19 protein-coding genes, 1 other RNA gene, 1 pseudogene and 1 riboswitch are annotated in these 19699 nt (G+C 45.5%); of the genes and pseudogenes, 4 read left to right on the top strand and 17 right to left on the bottom strand.

Annotated elements, in window-relative coordinates; genetic code table 11:
- Positions 1-17: 17 nt before the first annotated feature.
- From B3157_RS04035 to B3157_RS04010, 6 genes are all read right to left on the bottom strand, one after another.
- Positions 18-431 (bottom strand): amidohydrolase family protein, encoded by a 414-nt coding sequence (locus B3157_RS04035; RefSeq protein ID WP_292589035.1) that lies wholly within the window; start codon positions 429-431, stop codon positions 18-20.
- On the bottom strand, positions 431-745 hold the full coding sequence (locus B3157_RS04030) for a hypothetical protein (RefSeq protein ID WP_292589033.1): 315 nt from the start codon (positions 743-745) through the stop codon (positions 431-433). The genes B3157_RS04035 and B3157_RS04030 overlap by 1 nt, the downstream gene beginning before the upstream one ends.
- A 254-nt stretch (positions 746-999) precedes the next feature.
- Positions 1000-1218, bottom strand: a complete 219-nt coding sequence (locus tag B3157_RS04025; protein WP_258006131.1) for a hypothetical protein — start codon at positions 1216-1218, stop codon at positions 1000-1002.
- A 1-nt stretch (position 1219) separates the two neighbouring features.
- Positions 1220-2152 carry a D-alanine--D-alanine ligase family protein gene (locus B3157_RS04020; RefSeq protein WP_103133755.1) on the bottom strand — a complete coding sequence of 311 codons (933 nt, stop codon included), beginning with the start codon at positions 2150-2152 and terminating at the stop codon, positions 1220-1222.
- A 154-nt stretch (positions 2153-2306) separates the two neighbouring features.
- On the bottom strand, positions 2307-3206 hold the full coding sequence (locus B3157_RS04015) for a carbon-nitrogen hydrolase family protein (protein WP_214060517.1): 900 nt from the start codon (positions 3204-3206) through the stop codon (positions 2307-2309).
- The gene (locus B3157_RS04010) at positions 3203-3403 is read right to left on the bottom strand and encodes a hypothetical protein (RefSeq protein WP_103133753.1); all 201 of its coding nucleotides are present in this window, start codon (positions 3401-3403) and stop codon (positions 3203-3205) included. The genes B3157_RS04015 and B3157_RS04010 overlap by 4 nt, the downstream gene beginning before the upstream one ends.
- A 50-nt stretch (positions 3404-3453) precedes the next feature.
- Positions 3454-3528, top strand: a riboswitch (Fluoride riboswitch).
- 34 nt (positions 3529-3562) lie between these two features.
- Here B3157_RS04010 and B3157_RS04005 point away from each other — a divergent pair.
- A pseudogene (locus tag B3157_RS04005) lies at positions 3563-4528 on the top strand (cation:proton antiporter).
- A 482-nt stretch (positions 4529-5010) separates the two neighbouring features.
- Here B3157_RS04005 and B3157_RS04000 read toward each other — a convergent pair.
- From B3157_RS04000 to B3157_RS03990, 3 genes are all read right to left on the bottom strand, one after another.
- The gene (locus B3157_RS04000) at positions 5011-5952 is read right to left on the bottom strand and encodes a DMT family transporter (protein WP_214060518.1); all 942 of its coding nucleotides are present in this window, start codon (positions 5950-5952) and stop codon (positions 5011-5013) included.
- Between the two features lie 916 nt (positions 5953-6868).
- The gene (locus B3157_RS03995; RefSeq protein ID WP_292589027.1) at positions 6869-8287 is read right to left on the bottom strand and encodes a glycerophosphodiester phosphodiesterase; all 1419 of its coding nucleotides are present in this window, start codon (positions 8285-8287) and stop codon (positions 6869-6871) included.
- A gap of 53 nt (positions 8288-8340) precedes the next feature.
- The gene (locus B3157_RS03990; RefSeq protein WP_292589025.1) at positions 8341-8700 is read right to left on the bottom strand and encodes a hypothetical protein; all 360 of its coding nucleotides are present in this window, start codon (positions 8698-8700) and stop codon (positions 8341-8343) included.
- Between the two features lie 292 nt (positions 8701-8992).
- Between B3157_RS03990 and B3157_RS03985 the strand changes: the two genes are divergently transcribed.
- Complete coding sequence (locus tag B3157_RS03985; RefSeq protein WP_292589022.1) at positions 8993-9979, top strand: coenzyme F420-0:L-glutamate ligase; 987 nt, start codon at positions 8993-8995, stop codon at positions 9977-9979.
- A 475-nt stretch (positions 9980-10454) separates the two neighbouring features.
- Positions 10455-10928: a hypothetical protein gene (locus B3157_RS03980; RefSeq protein ID WP_292589020.1), complete on the top strand. Its 474-nt coding sequence runs from the start codon at positions 10455-10457 to the stop codon at positions 10926-10928.
- On the opposite strand, the gene B3157_RS03975 is transcribed toward B3157_RS03980, so the two are convergent.
- The 4 genes from B3157_RS03975 to B3157_RS03960 form a co-directional block, all read right to left on the bottom strand.
- Complete coding sequence (locus tag B3157_RS03975) at positions 10911-11414, bottom strand: flavin reductase family protein (RefSeq protein WP_099830236.1); 504 nt, start codon at positions 11412-11414, stop codon at positions 10911-10913. The genes B3157_RS03980 and B3157_RS03975 overlap by 18 nt on opposite strands.
- Positions 11415-11457: 43 nt before the next feature.
- On the bottom strand, positions 11458-11925 hold the full coding sequence (locus tag B3157_RS03970; protein ID WP_103133747.1) for a peroxiredoxin: 468 nt from the start codon (positions 11923-11925) through the stop codon (positions 11458-11460).
- Between the two features lie 78 nt (positions 11926-12003).
- Positions 12004-12265: signal recognition particle sRNA large type (gene ffs / locus B3157_RS03965), an RNA gene on the bottom strand.
- Positions 12266-12310: 45 nt separating this feature from the next.
- On the bottom strand, positions 12311-13735 hold the full coding sequence (locus B3157_RS03960; protein WP_292589015.1) for a phosphoribosylaminoimidazolecarboxamide formyltransferase: 1425 nt from the start codon (positions 13733-13735) through the stop codon (positions 12311-12313).
- A gap of 135 nt (positions 13736-13870) precedes the next feature.
- Between B3157_RS03960 and glnA the strand changes: the two genes are divergently transcribed.
- Positions 13871-15196, top strand: a complete 1326-nt coding sequence (gene glnA / locus B3157_RS03955; protein ID WP_292589013.1) for a type I glutamate--ammonia ligase — start codon at positions 13871-13873, stop codon at positions 15194-15196.
- Positions 15197-15514: 318 nt separating this feature from the next.
- On the opposite strand, the gene B3157_RS12850 is transcribed toward glnA, so the two are convergent.
- The 4 genes from B3157_RS12850 to B3157_RS03940 all read right to left on the bottom strand — a co-directional run bounded on the left by B3157_RS12850 (position 15515) and on the right by B3157_RS03940 (position 19455).
- On the bottom strand, positions 15515-15727 hold the full coding sequence (locus tag B3157_RS12850; protein ID WP_366934700.1) for a zinc ribbon domain-containing protein: 213 nt from the start codon (positions 15725-15727) through the stop codon (positions 15515-15517).
- Between the two features lie 8 nt (positions 15728-15735).
- Positions 15736-17079: a TldD/PmbA family protein gene (locus tag B3157_RS03950; RefSeq protein ID WP_292589010.1), complete on the bottom strand. Its 1344-nt coding sequence runs from the start codon at positions 17077-17079 to the stop codon at positions 15736-15738.
- Positions 17079-18464, bottom strand: coding sequence for a TldD/PmbA family protein (locus B3157_RS03945; protein ID WP_292589009.1), 1386 nt, complete (start codon positions 18462-18464; stop codon positions 17079-17081). The genes B3157_RS03950 and B3157_RS03945 overlap by 1 nt, the downstream gene beginning before the upstream one ends.
- Positions 18465-18552: 88 nt before the next feature.
- Positions 18553-19455, bottom strand: coding sequence for a DMT family transporter (locus B3157_RS03940; protein ID WP_292589007.1), 903 nt, complete (start codon positions 19453-19455; stop codon positions 18553-18555).
- Positions 19456-19699 lie beyond the last annotated feature (244 nt).

Genomic DNA, 19699 nt, shown 5'->3' with positions numbered 1-19699 from the left:
CGCGCCATCTCTTGACCCTACTCGTCTTTGAGAACTGCAAAGGCCGCTCCTTGAAATAATCCCAAGAGAGCGGTTGTTGGTTCCTGTAAGAACATATTGCACAGACCTACTAATGACGTGAAGAGCGAATACATCGGATGAAGCTCGGCCAGGCGGATCGATGCGGGACGCACTTCAAAGAGCGTGCACACACCCCAGCGCAAGCGGTCGATGAATACGTTTGTATAGGTCTTGGCAAAGGCCGCAGTCACTCCCCAGTAAGGATATCCAATGTGAAAGAGATCGAATTTCACTCCCGGGTATTTTAGGAATAGGTTCTCTAAGAGTTCTGGATTTGAGTTGCTTAGCATTCTACGATTTCCTTCCAGCAAACCGGCGTGAAACTGAACGAAAACTCCACGTTCATTCGCTGCAGAAAGGATATGATGCATCACAAATCCCGCACTACTTTGGGTAGAACTAGACTCTTGTCTCCATACACACACTTCTCGGTTCTCTCTTTCAGAGCCTTTTGAAACACGATTGCAGCGTCTTTGAAACTCACTTCTTCAAATCTAATCGACCTCTGATAAGCAATAACACTCTTCAGACTAATGATGCCATTTGCCAGATTCTCATCCAGCTCCCTTTCGAAAACCTCTAGCCAGTCGCTGAGCGATCTTATTTTTCGGCATAGGTCTCCTCCAGCCATCCTACTATATCGAATTCCGGTGGCATTGGCATTATGTAGTTCTGTGGCTGCCATACCCTCCTGAATAGGCTCCTGTCGCATTCGAATCGACCGGTCCAGGGATCTATTATCGCAAGTTCTATGTTACAGAGATCCTTCAGGATCTCTTTCAGGTGTCCCGGTCTGTTTGCCTCTCTGAACCTCTCTCCGAGCTCCTCTATGGTCGAACCTCTTATTCCGTCGATCCCGTATATCGCTCTAACCGAATCATCGAGAGCCCTGCCGTAACCGGTATGTCGGCAAAACTCCCGGTGTGGTTCGATAAGTGTCTAGCGTTCAAGGAGATCTCTGTTTCTATCTCGGGCAACTTCCAGGGTCTTCGACTCAAGTCCCGAAGAAATCAGATCAGAGCTCATATAGTGAAGAAGGAACTCTTGAAGAACATCGTCTCTTCCTTCAAGCAGATCTTCTGCATGAACAAGGTGCTCGTGCGTGTCAATCACCGGGATCTGTCTTATGTAATCAAGTATCTCTTCATAGACTACCATTTTATTCTCCGATTCCATATCTACTTATTGCTGAAGCGACAATCCTGTTAATGAGATCGCCGTAGCTCCACCCTCTTGCCTCGGCCATTTTAACGATATCTGAGTAATCAGGTACGAGAAGAGGAAGGGAATTGACCTCCAGGAAGTGGATCTTTCCTTCGTCGTCAACCTTCAAATCGATACGGCAATAGTCCTTTAGATCCAGCGCCCCGAAGACCTTCAGTGAGAACTCGCTTACCACTGATTCCTCTCTCTGTGAGATCTTCGCGGGACAGATGTAATTTGTCTCGTCACCGTGGAACTGTTTCACCCTGTAGGAATAGAAAGTCTCAAGGTGATCTGGCAATGACGAGAAATCTATTTCCATTATCGGAAGAACTTCAATGCCAACAATTCCAACTGTGAATTCCCTTCCTTCAATGAACCTTTCAACCAGAGCGGGCTGTCCAAATCTCTCGTGGATACGCGAAACAGCTTTCTGCATTTCATCAACGCTTACAACAACCGAGTCCTCCCAGATACCCTTTGCGCCGCCTTCCTTAACGGGTTTGACAATTGCCGGGCTGAACGGAAGGTTGTCGACAATATCTCCGGGACGAACCGAAAAGAATTCGGGAGTGGATATCCCATAGGCCTTCATGATCAACTTTGTGAGCGTCTTGTTAATACAGAGAGCGTTTGCCGTAGCACCGGAGCCGGTAAAGGGTACTCCGAGAAGATCCAGCACGGCTGGAAGATGGATCTGCCTCTCGGTATTACCCATGGCGGTAGTGAGGTTGAACACGAGATCAGTGCCTCTAAGTACGCTAACAGCATCGATCTCGAATGGTCTGGAATCAACTTCAAAACTATTCTCGAGTGAACTAACAACACTCCTGACCATCTCTTCATGATGAAAATCGATTGTCGTGTCGTGAACGACAGTGATTCTCATAACATTCCTCCCTGGGACATCTTCAAAGTATCACTACAAAGGAATTATACATATTCCTCGTTTTCGGTTTCCCGATTTAGTATCAATGAAGGAGAACCCCGGTCTCAAAAGACAGAGTGGACTTCGACTAGTGTTGCTGATGAAGCTCATCGCTTTATGTCGTGACGTTGAGAATCTCTTCCCCATCGAATTTTCTGGCAACGGCAAGCGCTCTTCCCCTGGACCAGATGGAAGATCTTCCCTGCGCTTTGTCTCTGCCAACAATCCCAATCGCCATCGGATTTACGAGATAGCGAATCTTCTCTCTACACAATGATGCCCTGATCGGTCCATCGCGAAACCAGATCCTCTCCTGCGTCGAACCGCGCATCGATCCTTTCCACTCAGCAAAATTGCAGGAGGGAACCAGTATCACTTCGCAACCGGCTGCGTCCAGTCTCTCGATTTCGGTTTGAAAGAACATATCGTAACAAATCGCTATACCTATTATGCCAATCTCCGTATGAACCACATTATCGACTGGCTCTCCTCTGGAAAACAACACAGAGCTCTCGGCTTTGGTAAGATTGTGCTTCAAGGCTCTTGTCAACAACTTTCCCTCAGGATTGAATAAGTAGGCCATATTATAGAGCCTTCCATCCCTAATGAATCTCCCTCTCTCAGATTCTTCATCGATTATGGGAAGCAATATCGACGGGGCAAGAAGATAAGTTTCGAACTCCCTGGCAATGGTACTGAAAACTCCGTGATAGTAGGCTTCTATCCCAAGGGCATCTCTTAGAAAAGCCTTCTTCAAAGGATTAAGAGAGAACCCCATATTCTTAATTGCATACTTTGCAAGAGTCTTTGTTGTCGTCTCCGCGAAGCTGAGTTTCCTGAAGGAAGGGTACAGAAATGTTGCAAAAAACTCCGGGAAGGCAATGATATGGTTACTCCCCTTCCATAGAAGTGAAGCCTCACTCGCATAGTCTCTCATCTTTCTGCGAAATGTCTCTTCGCCATAAGACTCCTGATCGAACCAGACCTGAATTGCAGTAAGATCGGTGTCTTTCATGACGCAAGCTTAACAATAATCAATATTAGAGCAACAACCAATAAGATCGGCAGGAAGACAACAAAAAGACCTGCTATGGCAAATATCACTATCATTATCACTCCTACGCCGGCTACAACAATAATCAACGCAGGGAAGAACCTAATTGCAAGATATAGCAGGAACAATGCACCGACAATGGCTAGAAAAGTGCTCAAGAGATCACCTCCGTTTACTGGTCATTGACAGTATAACGCATGGACTATATAATTCTCTAGGCAATGAAGCTTGCCTTGAGCAGACTCCTCCAGAAACGCCTCCAGCTGATAGCTTCTACCAAATTTGCAGCCTGGTCCTGCTTGACTCTGGAGGAGTATATGATTCTTAGCATCTCCCTTATAGTTATTCTCTCGATAGTTGTGCTTTCCCTCTTTGAAAGAATCCGTCTTCCCGGTCTGATTGGACTGGTCTCGCTTGGAATAGCTTTGGGACCGGATGCAATGAATCTCATCGACACATCATTGCTCTCAATTTCCGATGAAGTCCGGCTGCTTGCGCTCATAGTCATTCTGATGCGCGCCGGTCTCGGATTGAATCGGAGAATCATCAAGAAGATAGGTCCCCTCGCTCTTCGCCTTAGTTTTCTTCCAAGCCTCTTCGAAGGTTTCTCAATTATGGTAATGGCTCACTTCTTCCTGAATCTAAGCCTCGTTCAAGGTGAAATGCTCGGCTTCATAATCGCGGCGGTTTCGCCTGCGGTAGTAGTTCCCGAGATGCTGAGACTGAAAGGAAAGGACTTCGGAAAGAGAAACGAAATACCTTCTACTATTCTGGCGGCAGCTTCAATAGACTACGTTGTGGCTATTACACTCTTTACGGTCTTTTTGGGAATTGAAGGAGGATAGGATGTCAGTATCGGAATGTCCTTTCTTATGGTGCCGGTAGAGATTGTTCTCGGTATATCTCTTGGCGCGGCAATCGGCTTTCTCTTCAGCCTGCTCTTCAAAAGATTCCATATCAGAGACACGAAGAGGGTTCTCTTGATTCTAATGATTGCGTTCGTTTTCCATAAACTCGAGGAAGTACTCCCCGTAGCAACTCTTCTGGGTGTTATGGCGATAGATTTTGTCCTGCGAGAGAGGCTTCCGGTAGCAGTCGACAGGATTGCAGGAAAAATGGAGAGAATATGGGTGGTCGCCGAGGTCTTCCTCTTCGTGCTTGTGGGTGCCAGTGTGAACATAAACGCGGTAGGGGACTCGTGGCTAATGGGCTTGCTTATAATAGTCTTGGGGCTCACATTTAGAAGAGCAGGTGTCTTGGCGGCAACCATCGGTCAAGACTAGATCTACGTGAAAGACTCTTTTGCATGATTTCTTCTCTGCCCAAAGCCACAGTTCAGGCTGCAGTGGGAGGAATACCCTTAGCAATGGGAGTTGCTTACGGAGATGTGATACTTTCGGTTTCAGTACTCTCGATCCTAATAACGGCCCCTCTTGGCGCCATCGGCATCAGACTCGCTGCAAGAAGATTCGCGAAAAGCACCTGAGAGAGTCGACCACATCTTCTCTTCGACTCTCTTCATAAAGTTATGAAATGTGAAGGCTCTTTTCGATCCGGAGAAATCGTCGATCACTCTTGACTCCGTTTCATTTCAAACCAAAAAGCAAGTTAAAGCGATTACTCCGGTTTATTTGCCGCGGCTTTCTGCCGGAGTGATTTTTGATTGCAGAGAAGTTCTGCGCAATCCTTTTCGGCAATAGGTAGTGCTCAAAGCTCACGATGGCCTTAGGTATCCCTATGCTAATTTCCGAAAGTACATTCAGATCTACCGAGCGGACCTATCTTCTGAGACTGCCCTGTTCTTCCAGTTGACAACCACAACACCGGCCGAAACCAATATGAGGGCAAACGCCATGTACGAATTGAGGGCCTCTCCTGGAATGAAGGCTGCGGAGAGAAAGACGCCGGCAACTGGAATAACGAATCGGAACATAGTGATTTCACCGGCTTTGTGAAAGCTGAGAATCGCATACCACAAGGAAAAGGCTATGGCCGAAAGAAGCATAGAATACGCTAGAAGGAGATTGCCCTTGAGCGTGAAAACGAGCGAATCCTCTTTCAACCCGGGAAGACCGATGATGAGGAGAAGAAAGCCGCCGATCGAGAGCTGCCATCCCGACACGAGAAAGGGAGATCGGTTCGCCGACATCCATTTGGCATACATAGTGCCGAATGCACCGATAGTCGCTGCGATCAACATGAAGCCATCACCTTTGAACACGAAACTCAGAGTGAATCCCGCTTCGAAATTTGCAAGGAAAACCCCCGCGAATCCCAGTATCATCCCAAGTATCTTTTTCCAGCTCAGGCGATCATTCTTGTAAATGTAGTGAGCGAGAAGGATCACAAGGAAGTTCTCACCCGCCATTATTATCGAAGACTTCATTCCCGTTGTATGACTGAGCCCATTATAGAAGAAGAAGTACAGAAGAAAAGTCTGCAATACTCCAAGTGCAAACAAATGCATGTAGTCCTTCTTAACGAACTTCACTCTTCCCTTTCTACCCAAAGGTATCGAAAGCAGAAGCACCATAATACCGGCTCCCAAAAACCTGATTCCGGCAAAGACAAGCTTAGCTGAAACATCATCCGGGGAAATTGCCATCTCCTCGTAACCGAGTTTAAGAACGGGAAAAGCGCTTCCCCAGAGAACTGAACAGAATACAGCGATTAAAGCCGCCATCCACTTCTTCTTCAAAATATCCATGAAATAAGTCTACACTAAAACCGGCAGACACGTAGTTCTTTCCATTTGACGGCATTTTACTTTTACCGGAGCGCATAGACACGCAAACTTGTTCTTTTTTTGTGGTCGAAGGGGGCCCCACCTACTTGTAAGCTTGATAATGGGGGATATTCTGTGCGGCTTCACGCTTAAGAACGAAGACCCGTTCCCCGAGAAGATGAATCGAGAAAGGGCATTGTTGAGATGCTCGCTTCGCTCACGAGAAGACTCAAATTGACACGTCAACCGTTGAATGTTCGCCGTTCTCCGACCGGAAAAAGGCCAAGACAGATTGATGAATTATTTGTTGAAAGAACATGTTGCCGCACAACCATCTAGATTGGTCGATATCTTCACCGAATACCTTAATGAATTTGAAAAGCTTTTTACCTAGGATATCAGTTCATTAGGAGGGCGAACAGCCGTTCGCCCCTACAAAAGAATTGTCTAATCGTTTGACATTGTCATCCCGTAGAGCCTGCCCATAAATCCTCTCACTTTGTTATCCCATGATGTGCCTGCACGGGATCTGGTTTTGAGAACGATCCAAGGATCGAGATCCTGGCCAAGAAGCACGAGGATGACGAAGTGAGCTGGTTCTGATAAACTGGATTTCGTCATTCTTTGCGTGATAGGGGTTCTAGCTCTTTGATCTTGACCAACCACCAACCACGTACGACCAACAACCGCTCTTAGCCCAGCCTTGCGTCCGCCGTTGTTCTTCGGCGCCTTGCGTCTTATTTCAACAGGGACCGGCTCTTCTCACGTCCTCTCGTGAGCGCAGCGAACATTTCGAAAATGCTATTTCTCGTCGGATCAAATAAACAAAAGATACCCTGGCGAAGTATCTGCATTTTTTTTGAGCTCTGTAACCCAAGGTATTGTTGGGAGTTTCCTGTTAAGTCATCAAAATGCTGAGGACTCTCAGCTGAAAGATCGACATTTCTGCCTGCCTCAGAAGGAGCTTAGACAAAACATCAGGTCTGTCGGTTATTATCGAAGCAACTCCCATTGATGAGTATCGACTCATTGCCTCCGTGTTGTTCACTGTCCAAACATGGACATCTCTCCCCATTGATCTTGCTCTCTGTATGAATCTATCATTCAAGATTGTAGTGGATACACTGTAGAAGTCCACATCTACCGACCAAACGAGGCTGGTCAGATACCCTACAACAAGTCCAATAGGTATCTCTGGAGCAAGCTCTCTGACAGTGGTCAATCTTTCAATACTTGTAGACGTGATGACCACCCTGCTCTCAAAGCCCATCTCCTTGACTAACTCTATCGTTGCCCTAGAGATCTCTGGAGAGTATCCATAATCTTTAAGTTCAATGTTCAGTTTCACACTTGGCGGAATCCCGGTCATGTACTGAATGACTTCTGCCAGGGTTGGAACTCTCTCCCCGGCAAACTCATTTGAAAAGCGACTACCTATGTCGAATTCGGCGATATCGGCGTAGGTAAGGGTATGGACTCTTTCTCCGACACTTGCGACCTTTGATAGCGACCTATCGTGATTTAGAACAAGCACTCCGTCACGTGTCATCTGTACATCGATTTCGATTATGTCTGCACCATCCTCAATTGCGATTCTAACCGCGCTAAGCGAATTCTCAGGCGCTTTGAATGAACTTCCTCTGTGAGCGGTGACCAAAGGCAGTTCAATCTCGGAAACAACTAGAAAACGACCCAAGTATCCGAAGAAGACTCCCTGAATGACTAGAATGATTAGTAGAGGGAGTAGCCAGGGCCTTCGAATCACAACAGGTCTATCAGCAACAGCATCCTTTCTTAGCAATGTTTGAGAATCAAGGACTTCTCCTTCTTTTAGCGCAAAGAAGAGCCTGGTTGTCAAAATAGAATAAAAGATAGATATCCCTATAGAGACAGCCGTAGTAGTCATTGTCTCAGCTGAAGCGAAAATGGAAAGCTTCAGGATATTCATCGATGTGGGATCATAGCTCGATCGGATAACAACATCTCTCGTGATCCTAAAGACGAAGGAATTGCCGATCATCAGCAGCAGAGAGGGAGTCCAGAATGCCAACATGCTTAGCAACACCTTCTTTCTGTTGCCGTTTACCAGGCTTGTGCTTGCCCTGAGAGCACCGGCAAATGTCTTTCGATCCAGAACGGCGTAGTGAATCGCGAAAATCCAGGAGACAAGAAGTCTGATCATTATCATCAGTGATATTATCGCTGCCATCCAACCAAACGGTCCAGTAACTACAGATGGATACATTCCGACAGGGAGCTCTCTCGAAAACGCTCTCTGCAATACGGGAAGAATCCTCAATGCAGGCAAAATGCACAACAGGAAGATCCCCGATTTAAATGAAGCTAATCCAAGAAGTCTGGGAAGAATCCTTAGAATCCTCGAAGCACAGATCTTACTCTCTCTTCTCGTTCTTTGAGCGCGGCAGCCGAAAACTTCACTAATCCGCTCTGTTCAAATGAAAAACCAAGCAGCCACAAGAAAGCCACCGTTAAGACAATGACTAATCCAGGAAAACTCTCTGCAAGACTCAAGAAACTCCAGTCAAAAACCATTTTTCTGCCGGTGAAAGAGAACAGAGAGCCAAGCAAAAGGGCAATTAGTGGTACTGTCAATGAAGAGAAGGCAACCTTCATTAGAACCATGAAAGTCACAGACTTCGAAGGCATTTTCAGAAAAACATGATACATCATCTTTGCGCCTATCTTCGCAATGAGAATAACCTCCCACAAACGCGTCTCTCTTATAATATCAAAATCACCAAACGTCAGGACCGACCAATTTGCCAAACGTTTAATTTTGATATGCGTAACTGTGAAGAAGTTCAATGTATAATCCTTCATATGTTTGCTTTGGATGACAGCCAAAATAAGAGTAGAATGTTATTGATGTCGATTATGATAATTTCAAGTCAGTTCGGCTATTGATTCGAATAGGGGTTTTTCAGTACGATAGATTGAATAACTGTTCTTAATTGATTCTTGATGGGGAAGTCGTACCTTATTAAAGAGCGGTGATGCTGAAGTGGATAGCACTGTTCTCGAAACCGTTGTAACAAAAGTGAAAGACGGCATGTCTGCAATAACCGTTACTCCAGTGAGACTTATTTCAAGACTTGAGCCCGGTAAGGAGTATCCTTCACCTGGATCTTTTATTCTTCGATCAGTAGAGAGTGCCGGGGAGGTTATTGAAAGTGGGGATGTAATAGTCATCACTTCAAAGATCGTTTCAATTCTGGAAGGAAGATGTTATGAGCTAAGTCAAATAAGGCCCTCGCTACGTGCGAGACTGCTTGGGAAGCTCTTCGGGAAGCAATCCTCGAAAGTAGAATTGATTCTCAGAGAAGGGAGAATATTAGCTGTGTTCCCTTGCAAGTCTGTGTTAAAGAACAAGGTAATCAGAAAGAGAATGCAGCAGGTATCAGTTGATCAAAGCAAGAGTGAGAAGGTTATTGACAGCTTTAGAAACGTGTTCATGATAAGGAAATATGGTGTCTATCTTGATGAAGCCGGAATAGATGCGTCCAATCTTCCGAAAGGATGGGTATCTCTCCTCCCAAAAGATCCGTGTGAGAGTGCTGAGAAGATCCGTCAAGAAATCGAACTGCTTACAGGTAAGAAAGCAGCAGTGATCATTACGGACACCATAGCATCGGTTGGGAAGACCGGTTCACTTGATGTCTCTATTGGTTTCTCTGGAATTGATCCTTTATCTAGAGAACATGCAAGAACTGATCTGTTCGGAAAGCCAAAGTCCGGTGGTATGGACATTGTTGTCGACTCCATTGCTGCTTTTGCAGGTACAGCTATGGGTGGCTTTGATGAGTGTTCGCCCATATGCATTGTTCGAGGTCTTAATTATAGATACACTGAAATCAAGTATGACTTTGATTCAATCACATATCCTGCAAGTGTCACAATCAAGTCCTTTATCAAAATGATCATTCCGAACTTGATACTATTGTTAGCGCTGCTAATATCTGTCCCGTTTGGAAGAAACAATCAAACCTAGTCAAATGTAGAATGACAGACTTTTCGAGAAAGCGGTCCGGCAGACAAAATGTTATTGTCGCTTATCCATCGGTTTGCTCCATTCAAATGACATAAGATAGACGGCTCCAATGAAAGATCTAGTTAGCTCGTAATGCATCATAATTAAATCTACTCAAGAGAGAGTTAATGCATCAAAATAGAATCTATTCAAAATCGAATTGAAGGAGATTAAGAACACCTCCCTTTGAGTTAGATTTAGACTTCATTATCTGTATATCAACGAGTAATTCCTGAGAATGTGCTATATTACTCTTGAGTATATATAAATCTAGGGCTTCGTGAACCTTGCGAAGCTCATTTTTTTTGCTTTCGATAATTAGTATTACTTGCAGTATAATAATAATGCGCACGCAAATGATTCAATATACGTACTACTTTGGAAAGCTTTGTCAACTTATGGTGAGAGACCATAAGTCTGGAATATTGTTGTCTGGGTGAATGATTTGAAGAAGAGAGAACATGGAGCGATAAGCGTTGTGCAGGCCAGAAGAAGAGAAAAGGCCTACTTGCATTTGACTTCAATAGCTACGGTAGTCGGTTTGCTTTCGGTCAGTCTTATTATCATAGCAAACCAAATGTCGGATAGTGTTCTTCAGAACCCTGAGTCCGTAAGACTAGTCTTCGTCATGGGAGTAGCATTGGCTCCGGTTTCATTCGTAATTTACATCTTTGCTCATATCGCTGCAATAGCTGCCCAAAGAAGGGGATGGAATTTCGTCGTTGGGTTTCTTTCTTCACTCCAAACCATTATCTCTCTTTTCTTTGCCAGAGACATTCTTCTCATCGACTCTTCCTCAAGACTAAGCTATCAGACGCCTAATTGGTCGTCGTATGTACTGTGGTCTATTCTTATAGCGTCTCTTCTGCTAACTTTGACTCTCGGCATTTACTCAAGGAAGAGTGTATGAGTCGGTAATCTCTCCAAATATGAGTGAATGGTATGAGTTATCACCATAGAAAGTACTGGCAATACTTCCATTAAGGGCTAGCGGTGTTAGTGCTTCTTTCGATATGACACGACATTCCAGCACTTTGTCTGCCTCACCTACCACTACAATCGATGGTGAAATTCCCTCTTGAGGGGTTAAGCCTGTCTCTTTGAATTTGTCGAAGTATTTTCCACTTCTTGTTCCGCAGAAATTAAGTGCCTCTTGCCACTTCGCCGACATGAAGTTAACCGAAAAGCCGTCACTGCTCCTGAAGAAATTATGAGTGAATCTGCTTGGCCTGATCATGGTAATAAAAACAGGACGATTCCACGTGTATCCCAAGAAGCCCCAGGCAACTGTCATCAAGTTAGTTTCTACTCCGTCTGTCACACCTATTAGCACCCTTCCTGATTTAAGATACTCCAGTAGCTCGGTCGAGTATTCCGGAAAACTGAATTCAGTCATGCTGACCTCCTATTACAAAAACGACGTGGGGATCCCCCTGTCGCTAAATCCTCTTCAGTTGATTCGCGATCTCTGTGTAGTCAGGCTCAACTCTAGGATCATCTGAGACCCATGTGTAAGCGATCTTGCTATCTCTGTTCACAATGAATACAGCTCTCTTAGAGACAACTAGTCCCTTCACGCCCGAAAAGTCCTGGTGTACTCCTCCGTATTTCCTAGATACCTCCCCTGCTACATCAGACAGAAGTTGGAAGGAAAGGGAATTCTGCTCCTTAAAGGCTTTGTTGGCAAAGGGACTATCCATACTTATTCCAAGAATCACAGCATTCATACTCTCGAAATTGGCCAGCGAGTCTCTGAATGTGCAAAGCTCTTTCTGGCATACACTTGTAAATGCTCCCGGATAGAAAACAAGAACTACTTTCTTGCCTAGATATTCATTGAGTTTATACTCCTTAAGATCCGAACCGAAAAGCGAGAAGTCTTCTGCCTTTTCTCCCTTAAGCAACATTCTATATACCTCCTAATAACCGTCTATAATTGTCATATTAATTCTAGCAGATGATAAGCATGATACATAGAAGAAACACCATGCATCCTCCGTCGACATTGACAACCTGGCCGTATTTGCCATCCGGCTCAGACTGAGCGCCCCCGCGGCACACGGAAGTGCTTGCTTATGGCTGCTTCCTCCCGGACCTGACCAGGTTCGCAAGTTCCCATTGCGCAGGACTCAATCCTCAACACCTTCAGACAAACCGACACCAAACCGGCAAAGCCTCGGAAGGCATTCGGCCCCGCGTATGGCGGATTTCGGGTACAGGGAACCGCCAGCTCCCCGCCTAGCATGGTGTAACTACATTATATATTCTGACTTTACAGCTTTCAAGTGCTCCTTAGTTGTTTAGTCTAGTAAAGTCAATTCCCAAAACGAGTACACTCTTATGAGAATAGGTTCTTCTTGTGCCTGGCAAAATCATTCTTCTAACTCCGGCGGCCTTGAGTCTTGCGAGCACTTCATCGGTAAGATCATTATCTGATGCCATCACCGAATCCTGAAGGTCGAGATTCTCAAAGTCATAATTCATGAGCTCTGAGTAGCTCAGTCCACTCTTCAGAAGGGCGCTCTCACCCTCTCTGAAGATGGATAAGTTGTTCGCTCTATTCACTCTAGAACAGAAAAGAGCAAGCTTATCGTCATTCTCAAGATCGTAGTCCTTCATTTTATATGATAGTTCTCTCACGAAGTAATTCCCGAAGCCTGAGTAAGTCTCTTCTGAGAGAGACACCGCTTCGTGCGCAGGAGCAGTGAGTATCATAATATCTCTTTCGCGTGCAGCAAGAATTGCATCACGGTCGAAAACTCCGCCAAACGCTTCAACCCCGTCCTCGTGAAGCTTCTTGATGGTATCTCCATCAATAGCAAAAGTAGATGCAAACATCGTGTCTGGACCACCTTCCGAATAACCGTCACGTAGCTTGCCGGCAAAGACCTTCGTTATCTTTCCCTTGTCTAGAAAGACAGAGATATTATCACTGTAGTAATAGAGCTCCATGAATACATTCATGTTCCTCAACTGAGACTTCTTCAGCCCCACAGCCGGATTACCGATCTGAACCTCGTCCAATAGGCCGGGTTCTTTTGAGAGCTTCAGGAGGTATGCCTTCTGAGAGGGATTGTCCCCGTACAGAAGCTGCATAACGTACTCCATAACTGTGTAATCATATTTTTCAGAAGCGAAAATCTGAGAGAGCGCCTTATGAATAGACGAATTATAGAGCATTGCCGCATAGATCGCTTTCAGAGCATACCTTCTCCTCTTCAGAAGAAGAACATCGCCACATTCTTCCAGACTCTCTATCACTTCATCATAGTCTGTCGGATCGGAAATGACGACTATATCCCTGTGATTCTTGGCACCTGCCATAAGAAGTGCAGGTCCACTCACATCGATCTCCTTAGAAAGGTTCAACTCATCGGGTGATTTCTTCACTGCAGACTCAAAGGGCTTGAGGTTCAGGATTATTATGTCAAAGGGAAGAATCGAATGTTCCTTCATCTCCGTCATGTGTGAGGGAAGATCCTGGATCGCAAGTATTCCTCCGATTATCCTCGGATGAATCGCCTTAAGCCTCCCGTCAAATATTGATGGAAACCCTGTGTAGTCTGCAACCTTTATTGCATTGATGCCATGATCTATAAGATATTCCGCGGTGTGATCTGTAGCAACTATCTCCACCCCATTAGAGGCGAGATAGCCCGCGATCTTCTCCACTCCCGACTTGTTGTGAACACTTATAAAGGCACGCTTAATATTCATCAGGCACCTCCCTGTGATTAGTTTATCATCAATTTGTACTCCAAGACTTTTCGATTGGTTCGAAGAATCTTATTGAACAAGGCATATACTTTACTATCACATGCCCTTGGGTCGGGCAAGGATAGCGGGGGTAACATGACTGAAAAAGAGCTAATTCAAAAGAGTGAATCTGGGGAAATTGGTTTTGCAAGGCTTCAGATAACAGACATTAACGGGATGCTGAAGAATGTAGAAGTGCCCGCAAGGATGCTGCCAACTATTCTTGAGAAAGGCGCTATGTTTGATGGTTCTTCAATTGATGGGTTCGTGAGAATCGAAGAGTCCGACATGTATCTAAGGCCTGATCTATCGACTTTCGCTTTACTTCCATGGGACAACGGCAACTCTAATACGATAAGGCTGATCTGCGACGTGTACAAACCAGATGAAGTTCCATTTGATGGAGATCCAAGGTATATACTGAAAAAGGTCATCGAAAGAGCGAGAAAGATGGGATTCGAAGCTTTCGCAGGGCCAGAACCGGAGTTTTTCATTGTTAGAAGGGATAGTTCTTGTGGAAAACCCGTTGGCAAAATGCTTGATACAGGGAGTTATTTCGACTTACTTCCCGTCGATGGAGGCGAAGAAGTTCGAAAACAGATTGTAATGTCGCTTCAAGAAATGGAGTTTGAAGTTGAAGCCGCGCACCACGAAGTAGCTCCATCTCAACATGAGATAGACTTCAGATACACCGACATTCTGAAGACAGCGGATAATATTCAGACATTCAAGTGGGTGGTGAAGACAATAGCTATCATGAACGGTTTTCACGCCACGTTCATGCCCAAACCCTTTTCCGGAGTGAACGGATCTGGCATGCACATTCATATGAGTCTCTTTTCTGAAGGCAAGAATGCCTTCTTCAATCCAAGCAGTCCACACGGTCTGAGTACCATTGCACTGAACTTTGTTGGAGGTCTTATCTTTCATGCAAGAGAAATCACCTCAATAACTAACCCCACAATTAACAGTTATAAGAGGTTGGTGCCTGGTTACGAAGCTCCTGTAAACATTTCCTGGGCTCTGGGCAACAGAAGTGCGATGATCAGAATTCCCAGCACTAGAAAAGAAGGTACCAGGCTGGAATTCAGGAGCCCTGATCCCACATGTAATCCCTATCTTGCACTTGCTCTTACACTCGCAGCCGGGCTGGACGGGATTGAAAAAGGTATTAAACCACCAGTCCCAATAGATGAAAACATCTTCAACATGAAGGGATCAAGAAGGAAGGAGCTTATGATAGAAAGCCTTCCGGGCACTCTCTGGCAATCTCTTGAGTTCACAAAAAACAGCGAATTTGTTAGAGACACTCTAGGCAAGCATGTCTTTGATACTTTCATGAGATCTAAAGAAAGCGAATGGAGCGAGTTTTGTGCTTCGGTAACAGACTGGGAAACCAGCAAGTATCTTGAGCTCTACTAGTGAAGTCTAGCCTCGAACATTGTCGATATCTAAGAAGGAACTCGACAGCTGAATCGGTGAGAAGATGCCTAGAATGCTTGGGTGTCTCGTAAACGCTTGGTCACACTGCTTGCAGGCCAAAGGCTAGACAATTTCTTCGGTTGTCTTTCCGGGTCAGAACGACCCGAAATATATGAATCGAAGCGATCGGCCAGAGATTTTGAATGCAGAACGGAAGCGACAAAAACGAATAACTGAAAAGAGCTTTAAAGGTAAACACAACTGGAAACCGGAGAACAAAAAAGCCCGGGGATCCCCGGGCTTGTGTTCATAAAGAGTTCAATTGCCACAAGTAGAGCAGCTTCCACCAGAGCAGGATCCGCAGCTTTCGGAACCTGAAGAACAGCCAAAGCTTGAGATGTTGGTTATCTGCTTGGAGAGGCTGCCCCCACATTTCTCGCAAGGGGGCACCTGAGAGTCAATCTTCAGAAGAAGGCTCTCTTCATTACCGCAATCTTCACAGACAAACCTGTATAAAGGCAAATAACACACCTCCCTTATCACTCAGATGCAACATCGATTTCGTCCACCAGCACTGAAGGAGAAGTAACACGATAAATGGAGGAGATTGGATCGCACCCAACTTCAGCAATTCCATTATAGACCTTCAATATGTTTGAGGATATTGTGAACTGCTCAATTGGATTACTGATCTTACCGTTTCTGACATAGAACCCGCTGGCACCAAGAGAAAACTCTCCTGAGACCTGATTTGTTCCTGAATGCAGACCCGTTAAGTCGGTCACAAATATCCCTTCTCCCATAGTCTCGAGAAGTTCGTCAAAACTCTTCTCTCCTCTCTCAATAACAGTATTGACGGGAGCAATGGAAGGCTTTGCTCTGTGAGTTCCTCTCACTGAATTGCCTGTTGACTTCTTCCCATCCTTTTTCGCAGTTCTCAGATCATATAAGAAGGTCATAAGTTTTCCATTCTCCACGATCGCTTTCTTGGAAGTCGGAAAGCCTTCGTCATCAAAAGGCTTGCTATAGGGACTTTCGGGCAGTAAAGGATCGTCATAGACAGTCAGCCTGCTTGATCCAATTGCTGTTCCCTCTTTTCCCTTCAAAACCGAAAGCCCTCTCTGAACATTGTCTGCTGAATACATAGACATGAAGGTCCCAAATAACTGTCCAAATACGTCGTTCCTGAAGATGACTCTGTACCTTCCGCTCTTGACTTTTCCAGCACCCAGCTGTTCCACCGCTCTCCTGGAGGCCTCGTGACCGATTCTCTCGACATCAAGCTCCTCAGGTCTTCTAACAAGTGAAAAGGAAAAGCCCGTCTTCTTCGATTTCTCATCTTCCGCAAGGCTCACAACGACAGCAAATCCATAATCGCTCTTATACGTTTTGTTAAGACCTAGGGTGTTGACGATAACAAGTTCCGACCAGCTGTCTGCAGTTCTGCAAGTTGGAATCATAACGATTCTCTTGTCGTAGTCCAGCGCCGATTTCTCCAACGCTATCACCGTATCGATCTTTTCCTTGACTGATTTCTTCTGAAAGTCTCCTGAATAACCATCGAATTGCGCATAATCGCCCGATCCATCGTGGAACACATATACATCTTCTCCACTTGCTACAGAATAGTTCTGAAAAGCTTCATCGACCAGCAGTTCTGCAGCTTCTTCGCTAAGAACCTCGGAAAAAGCAGCTCCGATCTTTCCACTCTTAAGTCCTCTGAAGTACACTTCTGTCGAACTGGCATCCTTATACGAATCTATTTCGCCGTTCAGAGAGCTCAACTGGAATTCTCCACCGCTTGAGTAATATATTTCGGATTCCTCGAACCCTCTTTTTCTGGAGATTTCGAAGGCTTTGTCAGCGAAAGTCTCGATATCCATCAGTTTCGCCCCCCAACTATCAATTCAGACACTTTCACAGTGGGCTGACCTACATCGGCGGGAATCGAGCCAGAGATAGATCCGCACATTCCCTGACCTCTCGCCAGATCATTACCGACCATGTCTATCTTCGTGAGAACCTCATCGCCCTTCCCAATTAGAGTCGCACCGCGTACCGGCCTGGTTATCCTGCCGTTCTCTATCATGTAACCTTCCATAACTGCAAAGTTGAATTCACCCGTGGATGGCATCACGGAACCGCCTCCAAGGGATTTTGCGTACAGACCGTAGTCTGTTGCTGCGATTATTTCCTCCGGATAGTACTCTCCCGGAAGGAGGAAGGTGTTGCTCATTCGAGATGTCGGAGCGTATGTGTAATCCTGCCTCCTGGCACTTCCAGTGGGCTCCATTCTCATCTTTATCGCTCCGAGGCGGTCAATCATGTAGTTTTTGAGGATTCCCTTGTCTATTAGAAGATTCCTTCTTGTCGGTGTCCCTTCGTCATCTACATTTGCCGATCCCCAAGCATTAGGTATCGTCGGGTCGTCTACGGCAGAGACACATTCATTTGCTATCTTCTGTCCCAGTTTCCCTGCAAAGACCGACGCCCCTTTTGCTACTCCGGTTGCTTCCAGGGCATGACCACATGCCTCATGGAAGATAACCCCGCCAAATTCATTGGAGATTATGACAGGCATCTTTCCCGCAGGCGCATACTCAGCCTTAACCATCCTGTCGGCGATTCGAGCAGCTCTTTCACCAGCGGCCCTCGGGTCCTTGATATTGAAGAACTCAAACCCCATTGCACCTCCCGGACCATAGAAACCCGTCTCCATATTGCCGTTCTTGGTAGCAACAGCGGATATCGCCAATCTTGTCCTTGAACGGTGATCCTGCGCTTTAACTCCTTCGGAGTTATAGATCCAGACATTTTGATCATACTCGATGTAATTCACGACAACTTGAGATATTGTGCTTGAGAAAGTCGAAGCTCCCTCATGAGCAAGCTTCATAACACCAACTTTTTCCTTTTTCGGAACGCTTTCGGGTGCATGAAGAACCGGACAAAGATCAACGTACTCTCTCTCTCTGAAATCAATTACGGTATCGACATCTCTTTCTTGATCAATGACCGCCTTAAGCCTATCCGCAACTTTCATAAGACCATCAAGTGAAAGGTCGTTTGTGTAAGCATAGATACTTCTTGTCCCCTTAAAGGCTCTCAATCCTGCTCCAAACAATTTCCCCGAAACGCTTCCTTCCACCTCACCTTGAACCATGCTTATACTTCCCGTGTATCTATCTTCCAGGAAGATTTCTGCAAAATCCGCTCCGCCAGACAATATCTTAGTGATAACCGCGGAGTATGCTTCATCTGAATACATGATGCACCTCCATTCTTGTTAGGTATTCTTACTATTTTACAACATTATGAGTAGTGAGGTACGTGTAATTAGAAACTCGCTTAAGAATCTATAGTCTATGACGCCTGAAAAGGCTTCTGGCGGCAGCATATTTCAGCGCTATCGGTTTTCCGGAAAGCCCCCTCACAATGAATCTGATAGTTATAGCTCCAATTACTATGGCTCCTCCAATCATTGGTAGTTTTCCCGGGACCTCTCCCATAAAGAGAAAGACCCATAGTGGGCTGAGAATCGGTTCTATCATGAGTATCAGGACTGCTTCCAGTGCAGTAGAATGCTTAATCGCTTCTGAATAGAAAACATATGACAAACCAAGCTGTGCAACACCCAGTATAACAAGGTTTACCCAGCCGGAAAGACTCGGAAGAGAACCGATAAGAAAGGGAATCCCAACAACGGCAGTAAGGATATTTCCTAGCAGCACAGACTCCATCGGAGACCCATCCTTTTGGAGTCTCATAAATACGTTGAACAGAGCGAAAGTAACTCCGCTAGCTACTGCCATAATGTTTCCAACCATACCTCTGCTATCGAGGTTTTCAAAGAAAAAGAGCGCCATGCCTCCGAAGACAGTCACAATGGTAATCCAATCAAGAAGCCTGACCTTTTCCTTCAAAATCCAGGCGCTTAAAAGCGCAACATATATGGGAGCAGTCGACTGCAGTAAAATCGCGTTTGCAGCTGTCGTCATTTTATTCGCTGAAACGAACAGGATCACTGTGATTGTGTAGGCTAGAGCCGAGGCTATCTGCGAAAAAGACCAGGTGAACTTTGGTTTTCCGAGAGCTACAAGTATTACTAAAGAGGCAATAATACTTCTCATTCCGGAAATCGCAAGTGGATTTGAGTCTACATTTTTGATCAACAGACCTCCCGTACTCCAGAGAAGACCCGTAATAACTAGGAAGAATGTCGACTTGGCCTTAATAGACTTCTTGTTGCCCCGGATCATAAATTCACCTCAAATATTGAGCGCAAAGTCCCATGGAAGAAGAATACAACAGACACTCTTGGTTGACAAGCTGCCAATCATTGAGACTTCGACCGTACCGATGCCGTCTTGACGTGACCGGGGTCGGGGATTGCAGGTTGAGGTGTGCCAAGCGAGATCACTTGGCCGTTGAATGGTTCTCCGTTCTCCGACAAGAGAGAATGAGAAAGAGCGGAATAAGACGCAAGGCGCCGAAAGAACATCG

It is taken from the genome of Mesotoga sp. UBA5557 (assembly GCF_002425715.1).
In the GTDB taxonomy this organism is placed as follows: domain Bacteria; phylum Thermotogota; class Thermotogae; order Petrotogales; family Kosmotogaceae; genus Mesotoga.
This window is presented reverse-complemented; position numbering and strand designations above follow the sequence as displayed.

Bases quoted from the DNA above. Each gene is read 5' to 3' on its own strand.
- B3157_RS04035 (WP_292589035.1), bottom strand. From the start codon at position 431: ATGCATCATATCCTTTCTGCAGCGAATGAACGTGGAGTTTTCGTTCAG.
- B3157_RS04030 (WP_292589033.1), bottom strand. From the start codon at position 745: ATGGCAGCCACAGAACTACATAATGCCAATGCCACCGGAATTCGATAT.
- B3157_RS04025 (WP_258006131.1), bottom strand. From the start codon at position 1,218: ATGGTAGTCTATGAAGAGATACTTGATTACATAAGACAGATCCCGGTG.
- B3157_RS04020 (WP_103133755.1), bottom strand. From the start codon at position 2,152: ATGAGAATCACTGTCGTTCACGACACGACAATCGATTTTCATCATGAA.
- B3157_RS04015 (WP_214060517.1), bottom strand. From the start codon at position 3,206: ATGAAAGACACCGATCTTACTGCAATTCAGGTCTGGTTCGATCAGGAG.
- B3157_RS04000 (WP_214060518.1), bottom strand. From the start codon at position 5,952: ATGGATATTTTGAAGAAGAAGTGGATGGCGGCTTTAATCGCTGTATTC.
- B3157_RS03975 (WP_099830236.1), bottom strand. From the start codon at position 11,414: ATGACTGAATTCAGTTTTCCGGAATACTCGACCGAGCTACTGGAGTAT.
- B3157_RS03970 (WP_103133747.1), bottom strand. From the start codon at position 11,925: ATGTTGCTTAAGGGAGAAAAGGCAGAAGACTTCTCGCTTTTCGGTTCG.
- B3157_RS03960 (WP_292589015.1), bottom strand. From the start codon at position 13,735: ATGAATATTAAGCGTGCCTTTATAAGTGTTCACAACAAGTCGGGAGTG.
- glnA (WP_292589013.1), top strand. From the start codon at position 13,871: ATGACTGAAAAAGAGCTAATTCAAAAGAGTGAATCTGGGGAAATTGGT.
- B3157_RS03950 (WP_292589010.1), bottom strand. From the start codon at position 17,079: ATGGATATCGAGACTTTCGCTGACAAAGCCTTCGAAATCTCCAGAAAA.
- B3157_RS03945 (WP_292589009.1), bottom strand. From the start codon at position 18,464: ATGTATTCAGATGAAGCATACTCCGCGGTTATCACTAAGATATTGTCT.
- B3157_RS03940 (WP_292589007.1), bottom strand. From the start codon at position 19,455: ATGATCCGGGGCAACAAGAAGTCTATTAAGGCCAAGTCGACATTCTTC.